Consider the following 20,228-nt stretch of genomic DNA (forward strand, 5'->3'; position numbering starts at 1 on the left):
CTTCAGCGCGGCACGCGGTGCTGCCATTCCCGGGCGAACACCACCGAGCCGGCCTCCAGCGCGCGCAGCTGCACGATGCTGAGGAAGTGCCCGGCGTCGCAGCGCAGTTGGGTGCGGGTCTGGACGGTGACGTCCCAGCCGATGTCGGGGCGTTCGAGGCGCACGGTGTGGTCGGTGCGGGCCTGGGCGCTGAGCGGGGCGCCGGTGAGCACCCGGTAGGCGGTGACGGTGTGCTCGTCGCGGACCAGGCCGTCGGGGTGGGTGCGGCTGCCGTCGGTGGCGGGGGAGAGTTCGGCACGCCATTCCCGGCGGCCGATGTCGTGCACGGTGACGTGCTCGGGCCGGGCGGTCAGTGGCTCCGTGCGGTGGATGTCGAGCGGCTCGGGCAGGGCGGGGGCCTCGAAGGCGACGGGGGCGGCGCCGACGTCGGCGGCGAGGTGGCGGGTGGGCAGGGTGAGGGCGGAGCGGGACGGGTCGAGCGCGTAGCCGGCGTCGTCCGGGGTGGGCCACACCCACGGCCAGTAGACCGAGGAGAGGGCGAGCCGCAGCCGGTGCCCGGCCGGGACGGCGCCGGCGCAGGCGGCGAGTTCGACGTCCGCGTCGGGGCCGGCGGCGACCAGGACGCCCCGGGTGAGCAGCGTGGAGGTGCCGTCCGGGCCGACGGTGCAGAGCCGGGCGGTGATCTGGGCGGGCGGGCCGCCCTCGCGCAGGCGCAGCCGTACGGTCGGGGTACCGAGCAGTTCGACCGGGTCGGGCAGCGGCTGGGAGTCGAAGCAGACCGAGCGGCCGTCCTCCTCGCGCTGGTCGGGCGGCTGGTCGGCGGGGCGGCCGAGCGGGACGTAGGCGCCGGCGTTGAGGCCGGTGTGCTGCGGGGAGCGGACGCGGACGTGGCGGTCGTCGGAGGCGGTGCCGGCGGTGCGCAGCGGGCCGTCGAGGCCGTAGTGGATCTCCCGGACGTCGGGGGAGGGCCAGGTCTCCTCGCCGGTCCAGCGGGTGCCGATCCAGCTGCGCAGGGCGGGCTCCGCCAGGGCGCCGGTGTCGAGGTCGCGCAGCCAGTGGTCCCACCAGCGCAGGGTCTCGGGGAGGGTGTCCTCGGGCAGGCCGTGCGGCCAGGGGCCGAGCAGGGCGCGGGCGGTGGGGGAGGTGGCGAGCAGGCGCAGCACGAAGGAGCAGGACGGGTCGCCCCAGCCGGCGACGGCGAAGGTGGGGGCGGGGACGGGGACGGTGGTCTCGCCGGCGGCGAGCCAGGCGTCGACGGGCGGGTCCAGGGATTCGAGGCGGGCCAGCCAGTCGGTGCGCCAGGCGTCGCCGACGTGCCGGGGGTCGGGCGGGAGGGCGGCGTCGGAGACCAGGGTGGTGAGCCGGGTGTGCAGGTCGGCGGCGAGCAGGGCGCCGCCGAGGCGGTGGCCGCCTTCGGGGCAGACGGTGACCACGGCGCCGACGGTGTCGGGGGCGCGGGCCGCGAGCAGCAGGGCGGTGGTGCCGGCGGCGCCGACGCCGAGCAGGCCGACCCGGCCGCTGCACCAGGGGCGGCGGGCGAGCCAGTCGAGGACGGCGGCGCCGTCGTCGAGCTCCTGGTCGCCGCCGGGTTCGCCGGGCAGGCCGTCGGAGTTGCCGTGGCCGCGGGTGTCGACGCGGACGGCGCCGTAGCCGTGGCCGGCGTACCAGGGGTGGCGGCGGGCGTCCTCGGCGGCGGTGCGGTCGGTGAGCCGGCCGGCGGAGTACTCCAGCAGGGCGGGGACGGGTTCGTCGCTGACCGGGCGCCACAGCCGGGCGGCCAGCCGGGTGCCGTCGGGCAGCGGGATGCGGACGTCCTCGCGGGTGGTGCGGAAGGGGTAGGACGGCATGGCCGCTCCCATCGGATCCCGGGCCGGTGAGCGCCGGAGGACCCGCGGCGCGTACGGGGAGCGCGCTGCGGGCGTCGGCATCTCGACCCTAGGGGAGGAATCGTCCGATTTCCTGACGAAGGTTGCGCGGTGGTCGCGCCCCGCGGGTCGGGGCGGCCGGGTGGGGCGGCGGGGTGGGGCCCGGCGCGAGTGGGCGTGTGCCCGCCGCCGCACGCCCCTCGTCCGCGCCCGTATGCCCCCGTTCGCCGTCGTCCGGCATTTGCACATGACTTGCAACTACTTCCCCGAGGGGGGAAAGATGGCCCAGCTTCGCCCGGACCACCCGAAAGGACCACAGGATGTCCAGCCCCGCCGCAGGTGCCTCGCCCGTCAGATGGCGTGACCGGCTCACCCGGGAGGAGTGGATGCGCCTGGCCGGGATGGGCGGTTTCATCCTCGTGCTGCACGTCGTCGGCTGGTTCACCCTGCTCGCGCTGGTCGCGCCCGAGCACTACAACGTCGGCGGGCAGGTGTTCGGCGCGGGCATGGGCCTGACCGCCTACACCCTCGGGATGCGGCACGCCTTCGACGCGGACCACATCGCGGCGATCGACAACACCACCCGCAAGCTGATGGGCCAGGGCAAGCGGCCCCTGTCGGTCGGCTTCTGGTTCTCGCTCGGGCACTCCTCGATCGTCTTCGGCCTCTGCGCGCTGCTCGCCTTCGGCATCCGCTCGCTCGCCGACCAGGTGGAGGCGGACGACTCGACCCTGCACACGATGACCGGCCTGATCGGCACCACCGTCTCCGGGACGTTCCTGCTGCTCCTCGGCCTGATCAACCTGGGCGCCTTCAACGGCATCCTCAAGGTGTTCCGCCGGATGCGTGTGGGCGAGTACGACGAGGCCGAGCTGGAGCGCCAGTTGGAGCGGCGCGGGCTGATGAACCGCATCCTCGGCCGGGTGACCAGGGCCGTCACCAAGCCCTGGCACATGTACCCGGTGGGCCTGCTGTTCGGCCTCGGCTTCGACACCGCCACCGAGGTGTCGCTGCTGGTGCTGGCCGGCGGCGCGGCCGCGTTCTCGCTGCCCTGGTACGCGCTGCTCACGCTGCCGATCCTGTTCGCGGCCGGGATGAGCCTGCTGGACACCATCGACGGCTCGTTCATGAACTTCGCCTACGAGTGGGCCTTCTCCAAGCCGGTCCGCAAGATCTACTACAACCTGACCGTCACCGGCCTGTCGGTGCTGGTCGCGCTGGTGATCGGCCTGGTCGAGCTGATCGGCCTGCTCGGCGAGAAGCTGGACATCACCAGCGGCCCGATCGCCTGGATCGGCGGGCTGGACCTCAACTTCGTCGGCTACGCGATCGTCGGCCTGTTCGTGCTGACCTGGGTCGCGGCGATCGCCTACTGGAAGTTCGGCAAGGTCGAGGAGAAGTGGTCGGCCGGCCTGGCCGCCGCGGCCGCCAAGTCGGAGTAGCACAAACCCCGAGGGGGGGCGGTGACCGGAGTCCGGTCACCGCCCCCTCGGGGTTTGCGGGGCCTACCGCAGCGCGGCGAGCACCGCGTCCGCCATCACCTTCTCGCCGGTGGCGTTCGGGTGGAACGGCACGGCGGGCGAGCCGGGCAGCGCGCCCTCGATCCAGCGGTCGTCCGAGCACACGTCGTGCCCGGCGGTGGGCGTGGCGGTGTCGACGTACGTCGCGCCGCCGGCCGCCGCGGTGCTCTTGAGTGCGGCGTTCAGCTTGTCGAGCACGCCGTGCATGTACTCGACGTCGCCCGGGGTCACGGGCTGGCGCAGGATGCACGAGCGGCCGTCGGCGGGCAGCACGGACGGGTAGCCGACCAGCAGCACCCGGGCCCGCGGCGCCTTGGCGTGGATGCGCCGCAGCGTGTCGGCGACCTGCGGCGCGATGCTGCTGGTGATCCGCTCGGCCAGGTCGTCGTTGCCGTACTGCCAGGACCAGCTGCTCCAGTCCCAGTAGCCGTGGTGGTAGACGTCCTTGCAGGGCGTGCCGAGCGGGTTGACGACCGCGCCGGCGATGCAGGTGGCGACGAGTTCGCCGAGGCCGAGGTCGCTGGCCGCGAGGTCGTTGCCGCCGATGCCGAGGGTGACCAGGTCGGTGTCGGGGGTCACCGCGTCCAGCTGCGGGTCGTTGACCCGGATGAAGGCGTCGTACTGCGGCTGCGTCATGGCCTTGACCTTGGCGGCGGCGCAGGTGACGTCGGTGTACGCGCCGGCCTTGAGGGCGGCGGCGACCAGGTGGCCGTAGTTGCGGTCGGAGCGCAGGCACAGGCCCGCCGACTGGCCGGGCACGCCCGCGCCGGCGGCGTAGGAGTCGCCGAGCGCCACGAGGTGCTTGGGCGCCGGGGTGGCGGCCTGGGCGCTGGTGGAGGTGAGCGCGAGGGCGGCGCCCAGGGCGACGGAGGCGAGCGCGGTGGAGCTGCGCAGGTATCGGGGTTTCCGGGCAGGGCGGAGCACGGTTCCTCCTGGGGGGAGAGAAACGACGGGTGGGGGTCGTGCCGGGCCGCGGCTACTCGCAGGTAAGTTACTTGTTGGTTTCGTGGACGTCCATGCCGTGCGCGGAAATTTCCGAAATTCCGTCAGATCGCATTTCGCATTTCGCTCCACCGTGTATCGAAGACATTTCCGAAACGGTGTGGAGCGGAATTGCCGCACTCGGTTGTTACCGGCCGGTTGACCGGACGTCACCGCAGGCCGCAGTATCGGGCGCACAGCGACGGCGCCCACCCCGCGCGCGCCGTCCCGCCCGCCGCGACGGAGGACTGCGCATGGCCCTGGACGCCGACGTCATCGTCATCGGAGCAGGACTCGCCGGACTCGCCGCCACCGCCGAACTCGCCGACGCCGGACGGAAGGTGATCCTGCTCGACCAGGAGCCCGCGGCCTCGCTCGGCGGCCAGGCGCACTGGTCCTTCGGCGGCCTCTTCCTGGTCGACTCGCCCGAGCAGCGCCGGATGCGGATCCGCGACTCGCACGCCCTCGCCCGCCAGGACTGGTTCGGCACCGCCGGCTTCGACCGGCCCGAGGACGCCTGGCCGCGCCGCTGGGCCGAGGCCTACGTCGACTTCGCGGCCGGCGAGAAGCGCTCCTGGCTGCACGGCCTGGGCGTGCGGTTCTTCCCCGTCGTCGGCTGGGCCGAGCGCGGCGGCCTCCTCGCCGACGGCCCGGGCAACTCGGTGCCCCGCTTCCACATCACCTGGGGCACCGGGCCCGGACTGCTGGAGCCCTTCGTCCGCCGGGTCCGCTCCGCGGCCGCCCGCGGGCTGGTCGACCTGCGCTTCCGGCACCGGGTCACCGGCCTGGCCGCCACCGCGGGCGTCACCGACACCGTCACCGGCGAGGTGCTGGTGCCCAGTTCGGCGGCCCGCGGCGAGGCCAGCTCGCGCGAGGCCGCCGGACGGTTCGAACTGCGTGCCCAGGCCGTGATCGTGACCTCCGGCGGCATCGGCGGCAACCACGACCTCGTCCGCAAGGCCTGGCCCGCCCGGCTCGGCACCCCGCCCGCCAAACTGCTCTCCGGCGTCCCCGCCCACGTCGACGGGCTGATGCTCGGCATCGCCGGCGACGCCGGTGCCAGCCTCATCAACGGCGACCGGATGTGGCACTACACCGAGGGCATCGAGAACTGGGACCCGATCTGGGCCCGGCACGGCATCCGCATCCTGCCCGGCCCGTCCTCGCTCTGGCTGGACGCGCGCGGCAACCGGCTGCCCGTCCCGCTCTTCCCCGGCTTCGACACCCTCGGCACGCTCGACCACATCATGTCCACCGGGTACGGGCACACCTGGTTCGTGCTCAACCAGCGCATCATCGAGAAGGAGTTCACCCTCTCCGGCTCCGAGCAGAACCCGGACCTGACCGGGAAGTCCGTGCGCGGCGTCCTCGGCCGCGCCCTGCCCGGCGCCCCCGGTCCGGTCCGAAGCCACCTGCGGCACGGGCCCGACTTCGTCGTCGCGGGCAACCTCGCCGACCTCGCCCGCGGCATGAACGCCAGGACCCGCGAGGCGCTGATCGACCCCGCCGAACTGCGCCGCGCCGTCGAGGCCCGCGACCGGCAGTTCGCCAACCCCTTCGCCAAGGACCTCCAGGTCACCGCCGTCCACGGCGCCCGCCGCTACCTCGGCGACAAGCTGATCCGGGTGGCCCCGCCGCACCGCATCCTCGACCCGGGCGCCGCCCCGCTGATCGCCGTCCGGCTCAACATCCTCACCCGCAAGTCCCTCGGCGGTCTGGAGACCGACCTCTCCGCGCGCGTCCTGCGCCCCGACGGCGAACCCCTTCCGGGCGTCTACGCCGCGGGCGAGGCCGCCGGTTTCGGCGGCGGCGGCGTCCACGGCTACCGCTCCCTGGAGGGCACCTTCCTCGGCGGCTGCCTCTTCTCCGGCCGCACCGCCGGCCGCGCGGCGGCTCAGGCCACGGCGTAGACCGGTGCGTGCGGCCTCAGCGCTCGTCGGTGAGGCCCAGCCGCAGGTGCTCGACGTGGTACACGGCCTGGTCGAGGAGGGCGGCGACGTGGTCGTCGTGCAGGGAGTAGACCACCGAGCGGCCCCGGCGCTCGCCGACGACCAGGCCGAGGTTGCGCAGCAGCCGCAGCTGGTGGGAGCAGGCCGACTGCTCCATGCCCACGGCGTCGGCGAGTTCGGTGGCCGCGCGCGGTCCCTCGCGCAGTTCGGCGAGGATCAGCAGCCGGGAGGGGGTGGCCAGCGCCTGGAGGGTGGTCGCGACCTTGGCCGCGTTGGAGGCGTCCAGGCGCATCCGCGGTACGGCTTTCTCGGTGGTCGCGTGTCCCATGGGGGCATCCTACGGACCGCCGCCGAACCCCGGCACCCGGTACCCGGCAGTGACTCTTGGCATGCCGGGTAGGCTGCGCGTGCAGCGTGCCCCGTGACCAGGAGGAGTTCCAGAGCCGATGAGCCGCCGAGACCGGGACCGCAAGCAGGCGGCCGCCTCCCCGGTGACCGTCACCGTCTGCCGGGGCTGCTGCTGCGGCACCGAGGCCAAGCACCCGGGGGTGGACCACGCCGGGCAGTACGAGCGGCTGCGGGCGGCGGTGGGTGCGGCGGGCCGGGTCCGCGCGGTCAAGTGCCTGGACGTGTGCACCCAGTCCAACGTGGTGGTGGTCGGCCCCTCCGGGGAGGGGCGGGCGGCGGGCGGGCGTCCGGTCTGGCTGGGCTTCGTGCTGGCGGACGACATGATCGACGAGATAGCCGCCTGGGTGCACGCGGGCGGCCCCGGGCTGGCCGACCCGCCCGGGCTGCTCGACCTCCAGCTGATCTCGGTGTCCCGCCGGGTCCGCGAGGGCCTGGCGGAGTAGCGGACGGTGGAGTCGATCCGTCCTCATCACGGTTGGGACGCAGCGGGGTTGGCCGATCCGGCGGCCGAGCAGGATCCGCTGGACGCCGCCCTCGGCGGTCCCACTACCATGACCGGTGGCTGCCAGCGGTTCCGCCCAGGGAGGACGACGATGACGACGGTCTGCCGGATCTGCGCGGGCACCGGCCGGACCGCCGGTCTCAGCTGCCGGACCTGTCAGGGCACCGGGACCACCGAGGTGGGCGGCGGGGGCGGCAACTGCTTCCTCTGCGACGGCACCGGGGTGTACGTCCGCTACCGGGTGGACGCGACCGGCGCCAAGCACGCCTACCGGGACGAGATCTGCCGCACCTGCGACGGCACCGGCAACCGGTCCCCCTCCACCTGGGACGAGCCCTCCGGCTGAGCGCCCCCGTCCGCGGCGGCGCCGACGGCGGCTCAGGCCGCGCCGCCGGCCGGGGCCATGATCCGGGGTCGGTCCGGGGCGGGCGCGCTCCTTTACCTGATCATGGTCGAACATTGGCGTTCGAATGGGCGGCGCGCTGCGGCCCGTTCACCCCGCGTCCGTGTGCGGTCAACGCGCCGCTGGAAGAGTCCCGCGCATGGATATCCCTCACATGGGCGTACCGGCCAAGCTCGCGGACCGCATGAGCACGGCCGAGCAGCACGAGTACCTGCGGGCCCGCTTCTCCCGCCGCCGGATGCTGCGCGCCGGCGCCGTGACCGTCGGTGCCGTCGCCGTCGGCGGCGCGCTGGGCAGTGGAACGGCCTTCGCCGCGCCGGCGAGCCCGCAGCTGCTGACCGGTGCCACGACGGCCGGTGTCGACGGTTCGCTGGTCGCGCCGATCGGGCGCCACCTCCAGTTCGGGCCCGAGCCCGACACCCAGTTCCGCATCTCCTGGCAGGTCCCGGCGCCGGTCAAGAAGCCGTTCCTGCGCTTCGGCAAGACCCCGTGGGAGCTCAGCCACAAGCTCCAGGCCGAGGTCCGCACCCTGCACACCCCGGCGCTGAGCCCGAACAGCCAGCCGGTGGACCAGTACTACCTGCACGTGGCGCTGGAGGACCTGCACCCCGACACCACCTACTACTACGGTGTCGGCCACGAGGGCTTCGACCCGGCCTCGCAGCAGCAGATCTCCACCCTGCACACCTTCCGCACCGCGCCCTCCCGCGACCACCGCTGGGGCAAGGTCTACGAGCCGTTCACCTTCACCGCCTTCGGCGACCAGGGCGTCAGCTCGCACGCGGCCGGCAACGACCACGTCATCCTGGCCCAGAAGCCGTCCTTCCACCTGCACGCCGGCGACATCTGCTACGCCGACCCGGCGGGCTCCGGCACGGACCCCGACAAGTCCGTGTACAACGCCAGGACCTGGGACGACTTCCTGGTCCAGACCGAGACGGTCGCGGCGACCGTGCCGTGGATGGTCGCCTACGGCAACCACGACATCGAGGCCTGGTACTCGCCCAACGGGTACGGCGGCGAGAACACCCGCTTCTTCCTCCCGGACAACGGCCCGGACCCGCGCAAGGTCCCCGGCGTCTACACCTTCCGCTACAAGAACGTCGGCGTCATCTCGCTCGACGCCAACGACGTCTCCTACGAGATCCCGGCCAACCTGGGCATCTCGGCGAACAAGCAGACCAAGTGGCTGGAGCGCACCCTCAAGGACCTGCGCAACGACGAGACGATCGACTTCGTCGTGGTCTTCTTCCACCACTGCGCCTTCTCCACCACCGTCGCGCACGCCTCCGAGGGCGGTGTCCGCGAGGCCTGGGTGCCGCTGTTCGAGAAGTTCCGGGTGGACCTGGTCATCAACGGCCACAACCACATCTACGAGCGCACCGACGCGATCCTCGGCAACAAGGTCTCGAAGCAGGTGCCGAGCGGCGCCACCATCGAGCCGGCGAAGGACGGCGTCGTCTACGTGACCGCGGGCGCGGCCGGGCGCAGCCTGTACAAGTTCGACGTGCCGGACACCTACGAGGGGCACGAGAACCACCAGGACGAGGTGAAGACCTACTACTGGGGGAAGGGCAAGGTGAAGGTCCCCGAGACCGTCCAGTGGTCGCGGGTGCGCTACACCGGCTACTCCTTCATCAAGGTCGACGTCACCCCGGCCCACCTGGGCCAGAAGTCGTCCATGAAGGTGACCGCGCTGGCCGAGGACGGCACGCAGATCGACAACTACACGATCCTGCGCAAGGTCGGCGAGGGCTGGGACTCGGACCACGACGACGACGGTCAGGGCGGCGGCTGGGGCTGGTAGTCCCCGAACCGGCTTGCCGGGCCCCGGCGTCGAGGAGTCCGCACCTCGACGCCGGGGCCCCGTGCGTGGACGACCCCGTGCGTGGAGGGCCCAGTGCGTGGCGGGCCCGGTGCGCTCAGCGCCGGGGCCCGTACATGATCACCGCGACCCCGGCCAGGCAGACCAGCGCGCCCACCACGTCGTAGCGGGTCGGCCGGAAGCCGTCCACGACCACGCCCCAGAGCAGCGACCCGGCGACGAACACCCCGCCGTACGCGGCCAGCACCCGGCCGAAGTGGCTGTCCGGCTGGAGCGCCGCGACGAAGCCGTACCCGCCGAGCACCACCACCCCCAGCCCGGCCAGCCACCACGGCCGCTGCTCGCGAACGCTCTGCCAGATCAGCCAGCAGCCGCCGATCTCGGCGAGGGCGGCGACGACGAACAGGGCGACGGAACGCAGGACGGTCATGGCCGACAAGCCTAGGACGTGTCGGGTGCGCTCAGCTCTGCCGGTACGTCGCGAGGAAGCGGCCGATGCGGTTGATGGCCGTCTCCAGGTCGTCGGCGCGGGGCAGGGTGACGAAGCGGAAGTGGTCCGGGCGGGGCCAGTTGAAGCCGGTGCCCTGGACGACGTGGATCTTCTCGCGGAGCAGCAGGTCCAGCACGAACTGCTCGTCGTCGACGATCCGGTGCACCGCCGGGTCGAGCCGGGCGAAGGCGTACAGGGCGCCCTTGGGCTTGACGCAGCTGACGCCGGGGATCTCGTTGAGGGCCTTGAAGGCGACGTCGCGCTGCTCGGTGAGCCGGCCGCCGGGCAGCACCAGGTCGTTGATGGACTGGTGGCCGCCGAGCGCGGCCTGGACGGCGAACTGGGCGGGCACGTTGGGGCACAGCCGCATGCCGGAGAGCATGGTCAGGCCCTCCAGGTAGTCGGTGGCGTGCTGCTTGGGCCCGGAGACGACCAGCCAGCCGCTGCGGAAGCCGGCCACCCGGTAGGCCTTGGAGAGGCCGTTGAAGGTGAGGGTGAGGACGTCGTCGGCGAGGGCGGCGAGGCAGTGGTGCTCGGTGTCGTCGTAGAGGATCTTGTCGTAGATCTCGTCGGCCAGGACCATCAGCTGGTGGCGGCGGGCGAGGTCGAGGATGCCCTCCAGCAGTTCCTTCGGGTAGACCGCGCCGGTGGGGTTGTTGGGGTTGATGACGACGATGGCCTTGGTGCGGGCGGTGATCTTGGCGGCGATGTCGTCGAGGTCCGGGTACCAGTCGGCCTGCTCGTCGCACAGGTAGTGCACGGCCTTGCCGCCGGCCAGCCGGACCACGGCCGTCCACAGCGGGTAGTCCGGCATCGGGACGAGCACCTCGTCGCCGTCGTCGACGAGCGCGGTGACGGCCATCTGGATCAGCTCGGAGGCGCCGTTGCCGAGGTAGACGTCGTTGACGCCGACCCCGGTCACGCCGCGCTGCTGGTAGTACTGCACCACCGCGCGGCGGGCGGGCAGGATGCCGCGCGAGTCGCTGTAGCCGTGCGCCTTGGGCAGGTTGCGGATGATGTCCTGGATGATCTCCTCGGGCGCCTCGAAGCCGAACGGCGCCGGGTTGCCGGTGTTCAGCCGCAGCACGCTGTGCCCGGCCTCCTCCAGGGCGTTGGCCTGGTCGACCACCGGGCCGCGGATCTCGTAGCACACGTTGTTCAGCTTGCTGGACTGCCGAAACTCCACTGCGGCCTCCCGACCGTCACCACCGCATCGTTGCTGATGCTTTGTTCTACCAAGTTGGCACTTGGAAAGTCCAACCTTTTGGCTATGCTGATCCACATGTCACGCCGAAGCTACGACCAGTACTGCGCCGTCGCCCGCGCCCTGGACGCGGTGGGGGAGCGCTGGAGCCTCCTGATCGTCCGTGAACTCCTCGGCGGCCCGCGCCGATACACCGACCTGCACGCCGACCTGCCCGGCGTCTCCACCGACATCCTCGCCGCCCGGCTCAAGCAGCTGGAGGGCGACGGCCTGGCGCTGCGCCGCCGGCTCGAACGGCCCGCCAACGCCACGGTCTACGAGCTCACCGAACGCGGCCGCGAACTGCGCCCGGTGATCGAGGCGCTGGGGGAGTGGGGCCTGCCCGCCCTCGGCGAGCAGCGGCCCACCGACGCCGTCCGCGAGCACTGGTTCACCCCCCGCACGGCGGACGACGGGGCGCCCGTCGCGGGTCAGGTGCCGGTGCCGGTGCCGGTGCCGGGGTCCGATGCCGGTGCCCGGACCGGCCGCGCGTAGCATCGTCGGGCCACGGAGCCATCGGAGGAGAGCGGAGACCGCCCGTGCCCACCACCTACCGCAGTTACGTCGCCGTCGGGGACTCCTTCACCGAGGGCATGTGCGACGACCTGCTGCCCGACGGCCACTACCGGGGCTGGGCCGACCGGGTCGCCGACGCGCTCGCCGCCGAGGCCGGGGGTGACGGCGGGTTCCGCTACGCGAACCTCGCCGTCCGCGGCAAGCTCATCGGCCAGATCCACGACGAGCAGCTCCCCGCCGCCACCGCGATGGGCGCCGACCTGGTGACCCTCGTCGGCGGCCTCAACGACGCGCTGCGCCCCGGCTGCGACATCGCCCGGGTCGAGCGGCTGCTCGGCCGCTGCGCCGAGGAACTGCGCGCCACCGGCGCCACCGTGGTGCTGTTCACCAGCACCGACCCGACCCGCAGGATGGCGGGCAGCGCCCGGCTGCTCCCGGCCATCCTGCGGATGAAGGCCTTCGTGCACGAGCTCGGCCAGGACGAGGGCGTCGCCGTCGTCGACCTGTTCGCCGCTCCCTGCTTCGACGACCGCCGGCTCTGGGGCGAGGACCGCCTGCACCTGTCGCCCGAGGGCCACCGCCGGGTCGCCGAAGGGGTGTTGGAGGCGCTCGGCCGCCCCGCCGCCTTCGACTGGCGCGCCCCGCTGCCGCCCGCCGCCCCGCCCGGCCGGGCCGAGCGGCTGCGCGCCGACGCCCGCTGGCTGGGCGGCCACCTGGGGCCGTGGATCGGCCGCCGGCTCACCGGGCGCTCCTCCGGCGACGGCCGGCCGCCGAAGCGGGCCGAGCTGCTGCCCTACTCGGCTCCGGGCTCGGCTGCGGGTTCGGCTGTGGGTTCTGCGACGGGTTCGGCCGCAGGTTCGGCGGCGGGCTCGACTGCGGGCTCGTAGAACAGGCTCGCCATCGGGGAGCGGGTGGTCCAGCCGAGCGCGGTGTAGAGCGCCCGGCCGTCCGGGGTGCCGACCAGGACGGCGGTGTCGGCGCCCGCCTGGTGCCCGGCGTTCTGCAGGGTCCGCATCACCAGGGCGCCCAGGCCCCGGCGCCGGTGCTCGGGCGCGGTCAGGATCTGGTCCGGGACGGCCACGGGGCCGGCCAGGCCCGCCTGGCCGCGTGCGGCGAGGTGTCCGGCCTCGGTGCGGACCAGGGTCCGGACGATCCCGCCCCGGGTCCAGGTGGTCACCGTGTAGCCGGCCGGCACCTCGGGCCGATCGGCGGTCAGCGGGACGGTCATCAGGTACCCCGGCTGGTCGAGCCGCCACTGCGGGCCCAGCCAGGGCCGGGCGACGGCGTCCTCGGTGAACAGCTTCAGCCAGGTGCCCGGTGCGGTGGTCGCCTCGGCGATCTTGCGGACGTCGGGCTCGGTCGGCTCGGGCAGCACGTGCCGGGCGACGTGGCCGACCACGCCGACGTCGATCGTCCAGCCCCAGGGCTCGTCCACCGCTTCGGCCGCGCCGCGCGAGACGCTCCAGCCGGCGATCCACATCCGGACGAGCTCGTTGATGCTCGGGTCCTGCATTCCTACCCCCGTATGCCGTGGGCGCACTGCGCCATGGGCGCACCTCGTAATAGGTGCACTGCCGATTGACACCTTACTGGGGGTGGGGTGGGTGTGACCAGCGCCCAGTAGGCTTGGCGGTTCGACGCACCGGACGGCCGGTGCCCACGCTGGAAGGACCACGCGACGTGCGCGAGACCGAGCCGCCGCAGCACCCCACGGCGGCTCAGCCGACCGAGCTGCGCTCCGACTGCACCAGCTGCTTCGGCCTCTGCTGCGTCGCCCTGCCCTTCGGCGCCGGCGCCGACTTCGCCGTCGACAAGGCCGCCGGCAGCGCGTGCCGCAACCTGCAGACCGACTTCACCTGCGGCATCCACGAACGCCTCCGCGACCGGGGCTTCCAGGGCTGCACCGTCTACGACTGCTTCGGCGCCGGGCAGCGCGTCTCCCAGGTCACCTTCGGCGGCCGCAGCTGGCGCGAGGCGCCGGCCGACGCCAAGCCCATGTACGACGTCTTCCCGGTGGTGCGCCAGCTCCACGAACTGCTCTGGTACCTCACCGAGGCGCTCGGCTACGCCCCCGCCCGCCCGGTCCACGCCGACCTGCGGCAGGCCCTGGAGGAGACCGACCGGCTCGCCGGCGGCACCCCCGAGGAGATCCTCGCCGTCGACGTCCCCGCCCACCGGCAGCGCGTCAGCGACCTGCTGCTGCGCGCCAGCGAACTCGTCCGCGCCGCCGTCCCCCGCCGCCGCGAACACCGCGGCGCCGACCTCTTCGGAGCTCGTCTGCGCGGCGCCGACCTGCGCGGGGCCAACCTGCGCGGCGCCCTGCTCGTCGCCGCCGACCTCGGCGGGGCCGACCTGCGCCTCGCCGACCTCGTCGGCGCCGACCTGCGCGACGCCGACCTCTCCGGCGCCGACCTCACCGAGGCCCTCTTCCTCACCCAGGCCCAGCTGAACGCGGCCCGTGGCGACGCCACCACCCGTCTGCCCGCTGCCCTCGTCCGCCCCACCCACTGGCCCGTCACGGCCCCTGCCCCGGCGGCCGCCGCCACCGGTGCGCGCGCCCCCCGCAAGCCGCGCAACGGCGGCCGCCCGGGTGGCCCGCGCCGCCGCTAGCGGCCGCCCGCCGCAACGACCTGGCCCGCCCGGCAGGTGTCTGCCGGGCGGGCCCGGTGTTCCTGGTGCCCGGTGCTAACAGCTGTGCGCGGCGGAGGGGCGCTTCGCCGCGATGTACGGCTTGCCCATGTGCGCCACGACGTCGGCCGGGCAGGTCTTGATCCAGTTGGAGCCCGCCGTGTGGTTCTTGACCTTGGCGTCGCTGCAGTACTCGACGCGGTCGGCGGTCTTGAAGCACTGGTAGCCGGGGTACCCCGCCGCCGAGGCGGTGTTGGCGCCGGCGAACAGGCCGGCCACGGCCAGCAGGGCGACGGGCAGAACGGAACGCATCCTCATGGTTTTCTCCCGTTGGTTCGTCTGGGCAGTGGCCCGATCCTGGCAGCGCGGCGGAGGCGGAGGCAACGCGACATGACATGTTTAGGTCAACCTGTGTTCGAGTGAACTCCCTTCACCTTCTTGGCCGTTGACTACCCCTCAGGCGAGGTCAGGCCGTGAGCAGGCGGGAGTGGAGGGCGGCTATCCGGGCGGGGGAGAGGCCGAGGGCGCCGGTGGCGTAGTCCTCGACCGAGCCGTGGCGGGTGGCGAGGTCGGCGAGGGCGAGGCGGATGACCGTCTCGGGGGCGCGTCCGTAGCCGGGCCAGCGGAGGGTGCGGCCGGGGTGGGCGGCGTGCCACTCGGCGATGAGGTGCGGAGTGGCCAGCTCGGTGAGGGCGAAGTCGGCGGCGACGTCGTCCTCGGAGACGCCGAGCAGGGTGAGGGCGAGGGCGGCGATGAGCCCGGTGCGGTCCTTGCCGGAGGCGCAGTGGAAGGCCACGGGCTCCTCGGCGGCGGTGATCACCTCCAGGGCCTCGCGGATCTCCTCCACCCCGTCCTCGGCGACCTCGGCGAAGCGGTCGGCGAGGTACCGCCAGGGGTCGACGTCCGGGTCGATCTCGGCCTGGTCGTAGGGGCGGTGCTCGATCGAGAGGTTGTGGTAGACCAGCCCTTCGTAGTCGGGCACCGTTCGAAGGTGAGCTGACGCATTGTCATGCGCGGCACTCTAACCAGCGGTGCCCGGGTGTCCGGTGGTGCCTCAGCGCTCAGCGGCGCCTTCGTAGCCGGCGGTGAGGAGTTCGAAGGCGCGGTCGGCGTTGGTGGCGGCCTCGAAGTGGAGTTCGTCGGCGGTCTGGCCGTCGTCCCGGATCCGGTGCCAGTTGTGTTCGGCGAGGACCCGCTGGGCGGCGGTGACCTGGGCGGCGAGGAGGGGGGCGGTGAGGCGCCGGGGCGGGGCCAGGTCGGGGGCCTCGTGCAGCGCCCGGGCGAGGGACTGTTCGGCGCGGGCGAGGTATTCGGCGCCCCGGGCCTTCAGGCTCGGTGTGGAGTACACCAGATCGCTGAACGCCAGGACCCGGGGGTCGTCGTTGAGCCCGGTGATGGGGTCGCGCCGGGTGAGCCCGTCCAGGAAGTCCCGGTGCAGGGCGGCCAGCACCGGTTCGCCGACCGCCCGGCCGCGGACCACACCGGCGGCCTGGTCCTGGTGGTCGGCGAACCGGTGGACGACCAGGTCCTCCTTGGTGGAGAAGTAGCTGAACAGCGTCGGCTTCGACACCTCGGCGGCGGCCGCGACGTCCGCCACCGGGACCGGGTCGAAGCCGCGCTCCAGGAAGAGCGCGATCGCGGCCTCGGAGATCGCCCGCCGCGTCCGCTCCTTCTTCCGTTCCCGCAGTCCGCTCATGGCGTCAGGCTAGCAGCAGGCCTTGACCCGGACAGGTTCCTGACCCGGTATGACATTTACTCGCGGTTGCGTGTCGTCTGCCGGGCGCTGCCCGCTGCTCAGGAGCTCAGCGAGTCCAGGATGCGGCGGATCGATTCCACCACCGGGGCGCCGGCGGCGGCGAGGGCGGCGACGCCGGAGATGTTGCGCAGGGCGCGGCGCAGGGTGGCGGGCGGGGTGGCCTGCCCGCCGCCGAGGTCCGCCAGCGACTCGTCCAGCACCTCGCGGTCCTCGGCCGGCACCTGCTCGCGCAACTGGCGTACGGCCGCGATGAGTTCGCGCATCGCGGCCTGCGGGTCGGCCGGACCCTGGTGCTTGATGATGCCGATGTTGTGGTCGCCGTGCTGGGTGACCGAGTCCCCGAAGTGGATGCCGCCGCTCACAGGCTGACCTTCTTTCCGGTGTTGTGGTCGCCGTACTGGTTGATCTGGTCGCCGATGTGGACGTTCTCCACCTGGAGGGCGAACTCGGCCAGCGGGTTGTCGATCGCTTCCATGATCAGCTGGATCAGGTTGCCGACCTGCTGGGCGTCGTGGCTGACCACCGCCGTGTTCGAGGAGCTGGAGGTCTCGATGATCAGCTGGTAGACCGTGCGCATCTGCAGCCGCTTGACCAGCCGGTAGAGGCTGGCCGCGAAGAGTGCGAGCGCCACCACGCCGATCACGTTCTTGGTCGTCTCCTGGTTCGCGCCGCTCCCGAGCAGCGAACCGAGGAGGGTGGTGGCCACCAGCAGGCCGATCACCTGCCGGACGAACCGGATGATCACCCGTGCGCGCTTGGGCGGCAGCAGCTGGAACTGCCGGGCCCGGGCGATGTTGTGGAGCGGGTAGGCGTCGCCGCCCACCCACAGCACCCGCCGGCTCACTCTGACGTCGATCACACTGCTTCTGCGTGCCAAGTCGTCCCCCTACCCGTAGTGGCGGGGAGAACCATAGCAACGGCCACCGCTGGTGGCAGCCCCCGTCAGTGCAGTCGGCCGGTGCGGACGGCGTCGATGAAGGACTGCCAGGCGACGGGGCTGAAGTCGAGGACGGGGCCCTCGGGGTCCTTCGAGTCACGGACGAGCCGCCCGGGGTGGGTGGTCGCCACCTCGACGCAGTTGCCGCCGTTGTTACCGCTGTAGCTGGACTTGCGCCATGGGGCGTCGGTCTTGGTGGCGATCATGTTGAGAAGTCCTTCCCTGACGCTGCGGATCCGATCGGCGCTCTCACGCGGCGACAGCGCGTCCGCCTGGAGCAGATCATAGGCCCGCTGCTTGCGCTGGACTTCCATGGGATCTTCGATGAAGTGTCCCTGGTCCAGGCTCTCGGAATAGAGCCTCGTCCGGCCGTCAGGGGAGGTGAGGAAGGAGACGAGAGTGTCGAACGGGATGCGTTCGCCGAGGCTGAACGGCGCGATCTGAATGACGACATTGGGCATCCGACCAACCGCCAACAGGTGGCCGAGCTGCTCGTACATCACCTCGGGACCGCCGATGAGCGAGTGCAGTGCGGCCTCGGAGTGGACGACCATGAGGAGCGGGCCCCCAGGGGCCGTCAGTCGGTGCTGGCGGGCGATACGTGAGACCACCAGCTCCTCGACAAGTTCGGGGTTGCCCGCCGCGTCACCCGATCCAAGCAGTGCGCGGGCGTACCCCTCTGTCTGGAGGAGTCCTGAGATGAGGGCCACCTGGAACTCGCCGATCTTCGAGGCCTTGTTCTCGTAGCCCGCGTAGCGTCGGAACCAGTCGGGGTGTTCCACCCGTGCGTACCAGTCGATCTCCTTCCAGAGATCGATCAACTGGCCGCCCGCCTCCAGCAGTCGGTCCGCCGTGAGGACGAAGTCCTCCTGCGGGTTGCGGGTGCCGGCCTCGATGCGGGAGATGTGCGGGCGGCTGCACGGGATGAGGACCGCCAGCTGGCCCTGTGGCATCCCCTTCGACTCTCTCAGCTGCTTCAGCACCGCGCCGAACACGGCGCCCGCACTCGATCGCAGGTTTGGGTTCGTGGACTTCTTGCGGGTCACGGCGCAGGCCCCCTGTGTCAGGACGTTCCCTGGAACCGGCTGATCACTCGTCACCGGCACGGTGATCGCCGATGCTTAATCATGGAACTGATCGCGCAATCGCACTAGTGAGTGCACGAAGCGGCCTGCCCGCGCGCGAAATCCTCAATGCATCCAAAGGTGGCACCGCTATGCCCGAAGCCCTTGACAGAGCCCTCGCCGATCAGCTGTGCACGCTCCCGCGACACCCTTCCTCGCCGACCGCCGCCCGGGTGGTGCTCCGGGGGTTCCTCTCCGACCTCAAGGACGGTGAACACTACGCGGGCGACGGCGAGTTGATCGTCACCGAGCTGGTCGCCAGTGCGGTCCGGACTCCCCCTGCACACCACCTCATCGACGTGCTCTTCGAGTACTCCGCCCCCGCCGGCCTCTGGATCGAGGTCACCGCCATCGGGCAGTCCGGCCGCGCGGGGCCGGACTGCCCGGGTCTTCGGCTGGTGCGGCGGCTCTGCGCCGCCTGGGGGTACGACCCCGCCGAGGGCCGCTCGTGGGCCCGGTTGGCCCCGCCCGTCACTCAGTAGCCGAGGGTGAAGCGGCGCTGGACGAACCGGGGGAGCTCGACCTCGTCGACGAGGTCGACGCCGCGCCCGACGCCGCCCAGCGGGTCTGCGTCGGTATCGCCGGCCTCGCGGCGGACTGATCAGGTGCTGCGGTCGGCGAGCACCTCGCGGACGACGTGACGGGCGTTGGCGGTGAGGCCCGGATTGGTGTGACGGTAGTAGGGGATCGTCACCAGCGCGATGGAGAAGGCCCAGGCGCGGCCACGGGCCCACATGGCGTCATCGGCGCGGAGGGCGGCGCGGAAGGCAGGGCGGGCGGAGGCGGGCAGCAGGTTCCAGGCGACGATCAGGTCGGCGGTGGGGTCGCCGACGCCCATCAGGCCGAAGTCGAGGACGGCGCCGAGCCGGCCGGACCGGTCGAGCAGGAGGTTCCCGGGGGTGAGGTCGCCGTGCATCCAGGAGGGCGGGCCGGCGTACTCGGAGAGGCGAAGCGCCTTGTCCCACAGGGCGGTTGCGGCGTGGGTGTCGACCGCTCCGGCGAGTTGGGCGATGGCCGCGCGGGTGGCGCCGTCGCGGGAGGCGAGCGGGACGCTGCGGTGGCCGGCCGGGCCGCCGGCCGGGTTGACGGCGCGCAGGGCGTTGACGAAGGCGGCGAGGTCGCGGGCGAGTGCGCCGGGGGCGGCGAGGGCGCCGACGACCGGGTTGGCGCCCTCGAACCAGCGGAGCACCGACCACTCCCAGGGGTAGCCGGCGGCGGGCCGGCCGACCGCGAGCGGGGCGGGTATCGGCCGTGGCAGTCGGGGGGCCAGCGCGGGCAGCCACTGCTTCTCGCGGCGGACGTCCCCGGCCGCCCATTCCACCCGGGGGAGCCGGACGGCGAGTTCGGGCCCGAGGCGGAACATCGCGTTGTCCGTCCCGGTGGAGGTGACCGGTGTGACCGGCAGGCCGACCCAGTCCGGGAACTGGGCGGAGATCAACCGCCGTACCAGGGCCGCGTCGATGACCAGTCCGTCGGGGTGCATCCGGGTGGCAGCGCACATGCCCGGCAGCGTACAGCGCGGATCGGTGCCCTTCAGCGGATTCCCGGAATGCGTACGGCCGGCCTCAGTTCAGCGTGACCCGCACGCCGATCGTCCCGCCCTTGCCGAAGCGCAGCACGTTCGCGGTCAGCGCGATCGCGCACAGCAGCCCGTACTTGCGGCGCAGCAGCTTCCGGTAGGCGGGCGCGCGGTCGGGGTCGAGGACGGCGGTGGCCGGGACCTGCTCGCCGAGCAGGGTGCCGCGGATGTCGCTCGGCCCGACCAGCACGTCGGAGCGGTTGCGCAGCCGCTTGACCTTGCCGGTGCGGGTGACGGTGGTGAAGACCAGCGCGTCGCCGTCGCGCGCCACCCAGACCGGGGTGGGCACGGGGGTGCCGTTCTTGCGGTGGGTGGTGAACAGCAGGTACTTGGCGGCGGCGAGTTCGTCCAGCCGGGCGGCGGAGTCCGGCGAGGGGCCGGCGTCCGGCGGGCGGGAGTCGTCCAGTGCGGGGGAGGTGTCCATGCGCGTCAGCGTAGGAAGGCGCAACGGGGCACTGCTTGAGTCTGGTTGGGGTCGCGGGCGGAGGGCGCCACGCCCGGC

Annotated in this window: 23 protein-coding genes and 1 pseudogene; 10 read left to right on the top strand and 14 right to left on the bottom strand. The window is 72.7% G+C overall.

All coding sequences use genetic code 11. The features are described from left to right. Positions 1 to 2: 2 nt before the first annotated feature. Complete coding sequence (locus ACFWPI_RS07320; protein ID WP_380375742.1) at positions 3 to 1,847, bottom strand: CocE/NonD family hydrolase; 1,845 nt, start codon at positions 1,845 to 1,847, stop codon at positions 3 to 5. 338 nt (positions 1,848 to 2,185) lie between these two features. On the opposite strand from ACFWPI_RS07320, the gene ACFWPI_RS07325 reads away from it, so the two are divergent. Continuing rightward, positions 2,186 to 3,307, top strand: a complete 1,122-nt coding sequence (locus ACFWPI_RS07325; protein ID WP_063347065.1) for a HoxN/HupN/NixA family nickel/cobalt transporter — start codon at positions 2,186 to 2,188, stop codon at positions 3,305 to 3,307. 63 nt (positions 3,308 to 3,370) lie between these two features. Here the strand turns inward: ACFWPI_RS07325 and ACFWPI_RS07330 are convergent, their stop codons facing one another. Further along, a complete protein-coding gene (locus ACFWPI_RS07330; RefSeq protein ID WP_063347064.1) occupies positions 3,371 to 4,309 on the bottom strand; it encodes an SGNH/GDSL hydrolase family protein in 939 nt (312 codons plus the stop codon). Positions 4,310 to 4,620: 311 nt separating this feature from the next. Between ACFWPI_RS07330 and ACFWPI_RS07335 the strand changes: the two genes are divergently transcribed. Beyond that, positions 4,621 to 6,276, top strand: coding sequence for an FAD-binding dehydrogenase (locus ACFWPI_RS07335; RefSeq protein ID WP_380375740.1), 1,656 nt, complete (start codon positions 4,621 to 4,623; stop codon positions 6,274 to 6,276). Between the two features lie 16 nt (positions 6,277 to 6,292). Here ACFWPI_RS07335 and ACFWPI_RS07340 read toward each other — a convergent pair whose 3' ends face one another. After that, the gene (locus ACFWPI_RS07340) at positions 6,293 to 6,643 is read right to left on the bottom strand and encodes a metalloregulator ArsR/SmtB family transcription factor (RefSeq protein ID WP_063347062.1); all 351 of its coding nucleotides are present in this window, start codon (positions 6,641 to 6,643) and stop codon (positions 6,293 to 6,295) included. Positions 6,644 to 6,761: 118 nt separating this feature from the next. Between ACFWPI_RS07340 and ACFWPI_RS07345 the strand changes: the two genes are divergently transcribed. From ACFWPI_RS07345 to ACFWPI_RS07355, 3 genes are all read left to right on the top strand, one after another. Continuing rightward, positions 6,762 to 7,166 carry a hypothetical protein gene (locus tag ACFWPI_RS07345; protein WP_063347061.1) on the top strand — a complete coding sequence of 135 codons (405 nt, stop codon included), beginning with the start codon at positions 6,762 to 6,764 and terminating at the stop codon, positions 7,164 to 7,166. A gap of 150 nt (positions 7,167 to 7,316) precedes the next feature. Further along, positions 7,317 to 7,571, top strand: a complete 255-nt coding sequence (locus ACFWPI_RS07350; protein ID WP_063347060.1) for a hypothetical protein — start codon at positions 7,317 to 7,319, stop codon at positions 7,569 to 7,571. 196 nt (positions 7,572 to 7,767) lie between these two features. Continuing rightward, positions 7,768 to 9,435: a fibronectin type III domain-containing protein gene (locus ACFWPI_RS07355; RefSeq protein ID WP_380375738.1), complete on the top strand. Its 1,668-nt coding sequence runs from the start codon at positions 7,768 to 7,770 to the stop codon at positions 9,433 to 9,435. Positions 9,436 to 9,550: 115 nt separating this feature from the next. On the opposite strand, the gene ACFWPI_RS07360 is transcribed toward ACFWPI_RS07355, so the two are convergent. Together ACFWPI_RS07360 and ACFWPI_RS07365 are read right to left on the bottom strand one after the other, a co-directional pair. Further along, the gene (locus ACFWPI_RS07360) at positions 9,551 to 9,883 is read right to left on the bottom strand and encodes a YnfA family protein (RefSeq protein WP_063347058.1); all 333 of its coding nucleotides are present in this window, start codon (positions 9,881 to 9,883) and stop codon (positions 9,551 to 9,553) included. A 31-nt stretch (positions 9,884 to 9,914) separates the two neighbouring features. Continuing rightward, positions 9,915 to 11,129: a pyridoxal phosphate-dependent aminotransferase gene (locus tag ACFWPI_RS07365; RefSeq protein WP_380375737.1), complete on the bottom strand. Its 1,215-nt coding sequence runs from the start codon at positions 11,127 to 11,129 to the stop codon at positions 9,915 to 9,917. A gap of 96 nt (positions 11,130 to 11,225) precedes the next feature. Here ACFWPI_RS07365 and ACFWPI_RS07370 point away from each other — a divergent pair. Beyond that, positions 11,226 to 11,579 (top strand): annotated as a pseudogene (locus tag ACFWPI_RS07370) (winged helix-turn-helix transcriptional regulator); the annotation flags it as partial. 146 nt (positions 11,580 to 11,725) lie between these two features. Then, entirely contained in the window at positions 11,726 to 12,589 is an 864-nt protein-coding gene (locus ACFWPI_RS07375; protein WP_380375735.1) for an SGNH/GDSL hydrolase family protein, read from the top strand. Here the strand turns inward: ACFWPI_RS07375 and ACFWPI_RS07380 are convergent. Continuing rightward, the gene (locus ACFWPI_RS07380) at positions 12,496 to 13,215 is read right to left on the bottom strand and encodes a GNAT family N-acetyltransferase (RefSeq protein ID WP_380375734.1); all 720 of its coding nucleotides are present in this window, start codon (positions 13,213 to 13,215) and stop codon (positions 12,496 to 12,498) included. The genes ACFWPI_RS07375 and ACFWPI_RS07380 overlap by 94 nt on opposite strands. Positions 13,216 to 13,382: 167 nt before the next feature. On the opposite strand from ACFWPI_RS07380, the gene ACFWPI_RS07385 reads away from it, so the two are divergent. Further along, complete coding sequence (locus ACFWPI_RS07385) at positions 13,383 to 14,312, top strand: pentapeptide repeat-containing protein (protein WP_380375732.1); 930 nt, start codon at positions 13,383 to 13,385, stop codon at positions 14,310 to 14,312. 75 nt (positions 14,313 to 14,387) lie between these two features. On the opposite strand, the gene ACFWPI_RS07390 is transcribed toward ACFWPI_RS07385, so the two are convergent. The 6 genes from ACFWPI_RS07390 to ACFWPI_RS07415 all read right to left on the bottom strand — a co-directional run bounded on the left by ACFWPI_RS07390 (position 14,388) and on the right by ACFWPI_RS07415 (position 18,129). Next, entirely contained in the window at positions 14,388 to 14,648 is a 261-nt protein-coding gene (locus ACFWPI_RS07390) for a hypothetical protein (protein ID WP_380375730.1), read from the bottom strand. A gap of 148 nt (positions 14,649 to 14,796) precedes the next feature. Continuing rightward, positions 14,797 to 15,312 (bottom strand): tyrosine-protein phosphatase, encoded by a 516-nt coding sequence (locus ACFWPI_RS07395; RefSeq protein WP_380375729.1) that lies wholly within the window; start codon positions 15,310 to 15,312, stop codon positions 14,797 to 14,799. 72 nt (positions 15,313 to 15,384) lie between these two features. Further along, the gene (locus ACFWPI_RS07400) at positions 15,385 to 16,026 is read right to left on the bottom strand and encodes a TetR/AcrR family transcriptional regulator (RefSeq protein ID WP_380375728.1); all 642 of its coding nucleotides are present in this window, start codon (positions 16,024 to 16,026) and stop codon (positions 15,385 to 15,387) included. Between the two features lie 98 nt (positions 16,027 to 16,124). Further along, positions 16,125 to 16,448, bottom strand: a complete 324-nt coding sequence (locus ACFWPI_RS07405; protein ID WP_363619038.1) for a hypothetical protein — start codon at positions 16,446 to 16,448, stop codon at positions 16,125 to 16,127. Further along, the gene (locus ACFWPI_RS07410) at positions 16,445 to 16,945 is read right to left on the bottom strand and encodes a DUF6232 family protein (protein WP_380375726.1); all 501 of its coding nucleotides are present in this window, start codon (positions 16,943 to 16,945) and stop codon (positions 16,445 to 16,447) included. The genes ACFWPI_RS07405 and ACFWPI_RS07410 overlap by 4 nt, the downstream gene beginning before the upstream one ends. A gap of 83 nt (positions 16,946 to 17,028) precedes the next feature. Next, entirely contained in the window at positions 17,029 to 18,129 is a 1,101-nt protein-coding gene (locus ACFWPI_RS07415; protein WP_380424647.1) for a Scr1 family TA system antitoxin-like transcriptional regulator, read from the bottom strand. 110 nt (positions 18,130 to 18,239) lie between these two features. Between ACFWPI_RS07415 and ACFWPI_RS07420 the strand changes: the two genes are divergently transcribed. Both ACFWPI_RS07420 and ACFWPI_RS07425 read left to right on the top strand, forming a co-directional pair. Then, positions 18,240 to 18,629 (top strand): ATP-binding protein, encoded by a 390-nt coding sequence (locus tag ACFWPI_RS07420; protein ID WP_380375725.1) that lies wholly within the window; start codon positions 18,240 to 18,242, stop codon positions 18,627 to 18,629. Next, entirely contained in the window at positions 18,596 to 18,748 is a 153-nt protein-coding gene (locus ACFWPI_RS07425) for a hypothetical protein (RefSeq protein ID WP_380375723.1), read from the top strand. Before ACFWPI_RS07420 ends, ACFWPI_RS07425 begins: the two co-directional genes overlap by 34 nt. Here ACFWPI_RS07425 and ACFWPI_RS07430 read toward each other — a convergent pair whose 3' ends face one another. Both ACFWPI_RS07430 and ACFWPI_RS07435 read right to left on the bottom strand, forming a co-directional pair. Then, positions 18,749 to 19,648 (bottom strand): aminoglycoside phosphotransferase family protein, encoded by a 900-nt coding sequence (locus ACFWPI_RS07430; protein ID WP_380375721.1) that lies wholly within the window; start codon positions 19,646 to 19,648, stop codon positions 18,749 to 18,751. Positions 19,649 to 19,712: 64 nt separating this feature from the next. Continuing rightward, positions 19,713 to 20,150: a PPOX class F420-dependent oxidoreductase gene (locus tag ACFWPI_RS07435; protein WP_380375720.1), complete on the bottom strand. Its 438-nt coding sequence runs from the start codon at positions 20,148 to 20,150 to the stop codon at positions 19,713 to 19,715. Positions 20,151 to 20,228 lie beyond the last annotated feature (78 nt).

It is taken from the genome of Kitasatospora sp. NPDC058492 (genome assembly GCF_042720685.1).
Taxonomy (GTDB): domain Bacteria; phylum Actinomycetota; class Actinomycetes; order Streptomycetales; family Streptomycetaceae; genus Kitasatospora.

Coding starts and splice junctions, on each gene's coding strand:
- ACFWPI_RS07380 (WP_380375734.1), bottom strand. CDS start 13,215: ATGCAGGACCCGAGCATCAACGAGCTCGTCCGGATGTGGATCGCCGGC.
- ACFWPI_RS07345 (WP_063347061.1), top strand. CDS start 6,762: ATGAGCCGCCGAGACCGGGACCGCAAGCAGGCGGCCGCCTCCCCGGTG.
- ACFWPI_RS07400 (WP_380375728.1), bottom strand. CDS start 16,026: ATGAGCGGACTGCGGGAACGGAAGAAGGAGCGGACGCGGCGGGCGATC.
- ACFWPI_RS07360 (WP_063347058.1), bottom strand. CDS start 9,883: ATGACCGTCCTGCGTTCCGTCGCCCTGTTCGTCGTCGCCGCCCTCGCC.
- ACFWPI_RS07350 (WP_063347060.1), top strand. CDS start 7,317: ATGACGACGGTCTGCCGGATCTGCGCGGGCACCGGCCGGACCGCCGGT.
- ACFWPI_RS07390 (WP_380375730.1), bottom strand. CDS start 14,648: ATGAGGATGCGTTCCGTTCTGCCCGTCGCCCTGCTGGCCGTGGCCGGC.
- ACFWPI_RS07430 (WP_380375721.1), bottom strand. CDS start 19,648: ATGTGCGCTGCCACCCGGATGCACCCCGACGGACTGGTCATCGACGCG.
- ACFWPI_RS07320 (WP_380375742.1), bottom strand. CDS start 1,847: ATGCCGTCCTACCCCTTCCGCACCACCCGCGAGGACGTCCGCATCCCG.
- ACFWPI_RS07335 (WP_380375740.1), top strand. CDS start 4,621: ATGGCCCTGGACGCCGACGTCATCGTCATCGGAGCAGGACTCGCCGGA.
- ACFWPI_RS07355 (WP_380375738.1), top strand. CDS start 7,768: ATGGATATCCCTCACATGGGCGTACCGGCCAAGCTCGCGGACCGCATG.
- ACFWPI_RS07325 (WP_063347065.1), top strand. CDS start 2,186: ATGTCCAGCCCCGCCGCAGGTGCCTCGCCCGTCAGATGGCGTGACCGG.
- ACFWPI_RS07435 (WP_380375720.1), bottom strand. CDS start 20,150: ATGGACACCTCCCCCGCACTGGACGACTCCCGCCCGCCGGACGCCGGC.
- ACFWPI_RS07340 (WP_063347062.1), bottom strand. CDS start 6,643: ATGGGACACGCGACCACCGAGAAAGCCGTACCGCGGATGCGCCTGGAC.
- ACFWPI_RS07420 (WP_380375725.1), top strand. CDS start 18,240: ATGCCCGAAGCCCTTGACAGAGCCCTCGCCGATCAGCTGTGCACGCTC.